Annotated in this window: 5 protein-coding genes; 1 reads left to right on the top strand and 4 read right to left on the bottom strand. The window is 70.4% G+C overall.

All coding sequences use genetic code 11. From position 1 onward, the window contains the following. The 4 genes from G3N61_RS38010 to G3N61_RS38025 all read right to left on the bottom strand — a co-directional run. On the bottom strand, positions 1–921 hold a 921-nt coding region (locus G3N61_RS38010; RefSeq protein ID WP_241018108.1), incomplete at its 3' end, for a lactate permease LctP family transporter. A 58-nt stretch (positions 922–979) separates the two neighbouring features. Then, positions 980–2,425, bottom strand: a complete 1,446-nt coding sequence (locus G3N61_RS38015; protein ID WP_089451263.1) for a LutB/LldF family L-lactate oxidation iron-sulfur protein — start codon at positions 2,423–2,425, stop codon at positions 980–982. Then, positions 2,422–3,153 (bottom strand): lactate utilization protein C, encoded by a 732-nt coding sequence (locus G3N61_RS38020; RefSeq protein WP_205824995.1) that lies wholly within the window; start codon positions 3,151–3,153, stop codon positions 2,422–2,424. The genes G3N61_RS38015 and G3N61_RS38020 overlap by 4 nt, the downstream gene beginning before the upstream one ends. Beyond that, a complete protein-coding gene (locus tag G3N61_RS38025; protein WP_089451261.1) occupies positions 3,150–3,950 on the bottom strand; it encodes a (Fe-S)-binding protein in 801 nt (266 codons plus the stop codon). The genes G3N61_RS38020 and G3N61_RS38025 overlap by 4 nt, the downstream gene beginning before the upstream one ends. Before the next feature lie 134 nt (positions 3,951–4,084). On the opposite strand from G3N61_RS38025, the gene G3N61_RS38030 reads away from it, so the two are divergent. Continuing rightward, positions 4,085–4,801, top strand: coding sequence for a FadR/GntR family transcriptional regulator (locus tag G3N61_RS38030; protein WP_043190542.1), 717 nt, complete (start codon positions 4,085–4,087; stop codon positions 4,799–4,801). Positions 4,802–4,882 lie beyond the last annotated feature (81 nt).

A 4,882-nucleotide genomic window follows, 5' to 3' on the forward strand; every position in this document is an offset into this window, starting at 1 on the left:
CGACATGAACGGCGCGAGGCCCGTGCCCGTCGACAGCATCCACAGCGTCTTGCCCGGCAGCAGGTTGTCGGCGACCAGCGTGCCCGTCGGCTTCTTGCCGATCAGCACGGTGTCGCCCACCTTCAGGAACGCGGCGAGCGCGACGAGGCTGACGAGCGACGACGTGATGTCCGGCAGCTCGGGTCCGATGTGGTTCGACGTGAAGTACTGCGTGACCGCGAAGCTGCCGCCTGCGACGAGCGCGGCCGGCCACGTCTGCCGCACGCCGCGCAGCCCGTCCATCATGAACACGAGCCAGAACGGCACCGCGAGCGACAGCAGCGGCAACTGGCGGCCGGCCATTGCGCCGATATGGAGCGGATCGATACCCGTCACCTGCCCGGCGACGATGATCGGGATGCCCATCGCGCCGAACGCGACCGGCGCAGTGTTTGCAATGAGACACAGTCCTGCCGCGTGCAGCGGCTTGAAGCCGAGGCCGACGAGCAGCGCGGCCGTGATCGCGACGGGCGCACCGAAACCGGCCGCGCCTTCGAGGAATGCGCCGAACGAGAAGCCGATCAGCAGCATCTGCAGGCGCTGGTCGTCGGTGATCGACAGCACGGATGCGCGAATGATGTCGAACTGGCCGGTCTTCACGACGATCTTGTACAGGAACACGGCCGCGACGATGATCCACGCGATCGGCCACAGGCCGTACGCGAAGCCGAAGCCGGCCGCCGCGAGCGCCTGCGGCACGGGCATGCCGTACGCGAGGATCGCGACGCCGAGCGACAGCAGCAGCGTGATCGCCGCGGCGATGTGGCCCTTGAGCCGCAGCGCGGCCAGCGCGACGAAAAAGAAGATGATCGGGATTGCGGCGACGAACGCCGACAGCCCGAGGCTGCCGAGCGGCGTATAGATCTGGTGCCAAACCTGCATGGGTGTCTCCTCCATTTGTATCGGTATCTCTATGGGTACGGGCGGGTAAAGCGGGGTGCTATTCGGGCTGGCCGCGTGCGCGCAGCAGGTCGGACAGGCTGCGCGGTGCCGGTTCGAGCGGCGTGCGGTGCTGCGTCCAGCCCATCTGTTTCGCGGGCGTCAGCGCGCGCAGGCGCGTCGCGGTCCAGCGGAACGCGCGGTACGCGCGCGGATGCGCGAACGCGCCCGACCAGAAGCGCCACACGAGGTCTTCCGCGCGGTTGTAGTGCGCGCCCTGGCCGCGCAGCGGATGCGCGACGGGTTCGTCGGGCTTGCGGTTGGCCTCGGTACGCAGCCGCACGAGCAGTTGCGGGATCGGGATCCGCACCGGGCACACCTCGCCGCATGCGCCGCACAGCGTCGACGCGGTCGGCAGGTCGGCGGTTGCGTCGAGGCCGAGCAGGTGCGGCGAGATGATCTTGCCGATCGGGCCGGGATAGGTCGTCCCGTATGCGTGGCCGCCGATGCGCGTGTAGACGGGGCAGTGGTTCATGCACGCGCCGCAGCGAATGCACTGCAGCGTCGCGCGCAGCTGCTCGTCCGCGTAGGCCTGCGTGCGGCCGTTGTCGAGCAGCACGAGATGCAGCTCGCGCGGGCCGTCGCGTTCGCCGTCGCGGCGCGGGCCCGAGATCAGGTTGAAGTAGGTCGTGATCGCCTGGCCGGTGGCCGAGCGCGTGAGCAGGCTCGACAGCGGCACGATGTGCTCGAGTTTCTCGACGACCTTCTCGATCCCCATGATCGCGACGTGCGTGTCGGGTACCGTCGTCGACAGGCGGCCGTTGCCTTCGTTTTCGACGAGCCATAGCGTGCCGGTGTCGGCCGCCGCGAAGTTCACGCCCGACAGACCGATGTCCGCATCGGCGAACGCGCGGCGCAGCGCGCGCCGGCCGGTCTGGATCAGCTCGTCGACGTCCTCCGTGTAGCGCGTGCCGGGGATGTGTGCCTCGAACAGCTCGGCGATGTCGCCGCGCGTCTTGTGGATCGCCGGCATCACGATATGCGACGGCTTCTCGCCCGCGAGCTGCACGATGAATTCGCCCATGTCGGATTCGATGCAGTCGACGCCGTGCTCCGCGAGGTAATGGTTCAGCTCGATTTCCTCGCTCGCCATCGACTTGCCCTTGATCACGCGGCGCGCCTTCTTCGCCTGCGCGATGCCGAGCACGATCGCGTTCGCGTCGGCGGCCGTCTCGGCCCAGTGCACGTGCACGCCGGCTTCGGTGAGCTTCGTCTCCAGCCGTTCGAGCAGCGCGGGCAGCTGCGCGAGCGCATGCTGCCGCACCGCTTCGCCGAGGTCGCGCAACTGCTGCAGCTCGGCGTCGTCGGGGAACTGGGTCGCGCGCTTGCCTTGGAGGAAGTCCATCGCGCCGCGGAAGCTCTTGCGCAGCGCGGGGTCGTCGAGCGCGGCGCGCGCGCGGGTCTTGAAGTCGCCGGGGGCGACGAATTGCAGCGTGTGGTCGCTCATTGCGGGAGGTCCTCGCGGGCGGTGGCGGCGGGCGGGGTGGCCGAATCGGTGACGATCACGACCCACAGGCGGCGCGGGCCGTGCGCGCCATAGGCCAGCGTCTGCTGGATGTCGGACGTTTTCGACGGGCCCGACACCAGTACGAGGTTGGTCGGCATGCCGGTGTGCCAGCGCTCCGCGTGCACGGCCGCGTGCAGGTCGGGATGCAGCGTGCTCGCGTGGACGAGCGCGACATGCAGCGGCGGCACCAGCGACACCGTGCGCGGCGTGCCGGCGTCGGGCGCGAGCACGACGGTGCCGGTGGCCGCGATGCCCGAGCGCGCCACGGTGAAGCCCGCGTCGATCGTGTCGAACAGTTCGGTTTTCCACGCGTCGATCGGCCGGTCGAACGGCACGGGCGCGACCGTGCCGGGCAGCGCGCGGGCGAGCGCCGCGGATTCGGCGCGGGCCGGATCGAGCAGCAGGCGGTGTACGCCGGCTTCCGCGAGGCGCGCCGCGAGTTGCGCGGGCCATTCGTCGCCGGTTGCACACCAGACGGCCGCGTGCGACGCGGCGAGCGCGGCCTGCATCGTGTGGGCCAGTGTGTGCGGATCGCGAGCGGTCTCGGTGTGCGAGCGGCACGTGTCGTAGTGCATGTCGATGCGCGCGTCGAGCGCGGGGGCGGCCTCGGCGGCGACACCCGGAGCGGCGGCGCGCAGCCGCTTGAGGATTGCGTCGCGCGCGCTCATCGCTTGTCTCCGCGCAGCGACGCGGCGCCGGCCGTGCGGCGCCACAGGAAACTGGCGAGGTGCTCGACCGGCAGCGGCGCGCCGGACTGGTCGGCCGCGTGGCCGATGTTCAGCAGGCAGCCGCAGTCGGCGGACACGAGCCGGTCGCAGCCCGTCGCGCAGGCCGACGCGACCTTGTCGCGCACCATCGCGCCGGAGATGTCGGGATGCTTCAGCGAGAACGTGCCGCCGAAGCCGCAGCATTCGGATTCGCGTTCGTGTTCGATGCGCGTCACGCCCGGCAGCGCGTCGACGAGCGCGACGCCGTGCACACGGGTGCCCATCTCGCGGCGGGCTGCGCACGACGTATGCAGCACCACGCGCTCGTCGTCGCCGGCCGGCGCGGCGAGGGTATCGAGCCGCACGTCGAGCACATGGACGAGGAATTCGGCGAGTTCGTAGGTCCGTTCCGCGATCGCGCGGGCCTTGGGGCCGTGGACGGGATCGTCGGCGAACAGCGCCGGCCAATGGTGCCGGATCATCCCGCCGCACGAGCCGGACGGCACGATCACGGGCCATGGTTCGGCGAACAGGTCGAGCTGCGCGGCCGCGACGCGGCGCGCTTCGTCGGGATTGCCGCTGCTGTAGGCGGGCTGCCCGCAGCAGCTCTGGCCGCGCGGATAGTGGACGGTCAGGCCTTCGCGTTCCAGCAGGCGGACCGCGTCGAGCCCGGCTTCGGGGACGAACAGGTCGACCAGACAGGTCGCGAACAGATAGACGTGCGCGGGGGCGGCGGCGGGGTACTGCCTTTCGTTCATGTCTCGCTCCAGAGGCGACGGCCCGGCATGCGGATGCGGGACGACGATTTCGCTGCATAATTCCCGCGACGGCGCCGTAGCTCAAATTGGTTGGGCCAATTGGCGTGACAGGCATTCCGCAGGGAGACACGACGATGGCAGCGATGACGGCACGGGGCCGGACCGAAGTGGTGATGCGCAAGATCGAGACGGCGCTGCTCGACGGCACCTGGCCGGCCGGTGCACGCCTGCCGGCCGAGCGCGTGCTCGCGCAGCAGTACGGGGTGGCGCGCAATACGGTGCGCGAGGCGACCCAGCGGCTCGTCGCGCGCGGGCTGTTGCAGAGCCGGCGCGGCGCGGGCGTCTACGTGACGGACCAGTTGCGGGCCGGCATCGCGTCGCCGTGGGGCCAGCTGGTTGCCGATCACCCCGCGCTGCGCGACGACATCCTCGAATTCCGCCGCGTGCTCGAAGGCGCGACCGCGTATTTCGCCGCGCTGCGCGCCGACGCGAACGACCGGCGCCGGATCCGTGCGCTGCTGCGCGAGCTCGAAACCGCGCACGCGCACAACGACCGGGCCGTGGAGGCCGCGACCGATTCGAAGCTGCACGAGGCGATCGCGCTCGCGTCGCACAACACGATGTTCCTGCACCTGCATACGAGCGTGCTCGGGATGCTGCGCGAACACATCTCGATCAACGTGTCGGGGATGACCGAGCAGGACGAATATGCGTCGGATCTGCTGCTGCGGCAGCACCGCGTCGTGTGCGACGCGATCTGCGCGCAGCGGCCCGAGGAGGCGCGCACCGCGATGCAGACGCATATCGATTACGTGCGCAGCCACTTCGAACAAAGCGGCGATACGCGCTGAGATTGGTTGGACCGCTTCGCGGCGCAGGCCGCCGGGCGGGCGCGGGCGAACCGTGCGGGGCGGCGCGTGACGGCCGCGGCG

The organism is Burkholderia sp. Ac-20349 (genome assembly GCF_017104865.1).
In the GTDB taxonomy this organism is placed as follows: domain Bacteria; phylum Pseudomonadota; class Gammaproteobacteria; order Burkholderiales; family Burkholderiaceae; genus Burkholderia; species Burkholderia aenigmatica.

What these genes read in the sequence shown, in the direction of transcription:
- G3N61_RS38015 (WP_089451263.1), bottom strand. Translation starts at nt 2,425, where the DNA reads ATGAGCGACCACACGCTGCAATTCGTCGCCCCCGGCGACTTCAAGACC.
- G3N61_RS38020 (WP_205824995.1), bottom strand. Translation starts at nt 3,153, where the DNA reads ATGAGCGCGCGCGACGCAATCCTCAAGCGGCTGCGCGCCGCCGCTCCG.
- G3N61_RS38025 (WP_089451261.1), bottom strand. Translation starts at nt 3,950, where the DNA reads ATGAACGAAAGGCAGTACCCCGCCGCCGCCCCCGCGCACGTCTATCTG.
- G3N61_RS38030 (WP_043190542.1), top strand. Translation starts at nt 4,085, where the DNA reads ATGGCAGCGATGACGGCACGGGGCCGGACCGAAGTGGTGATGCGCAAG.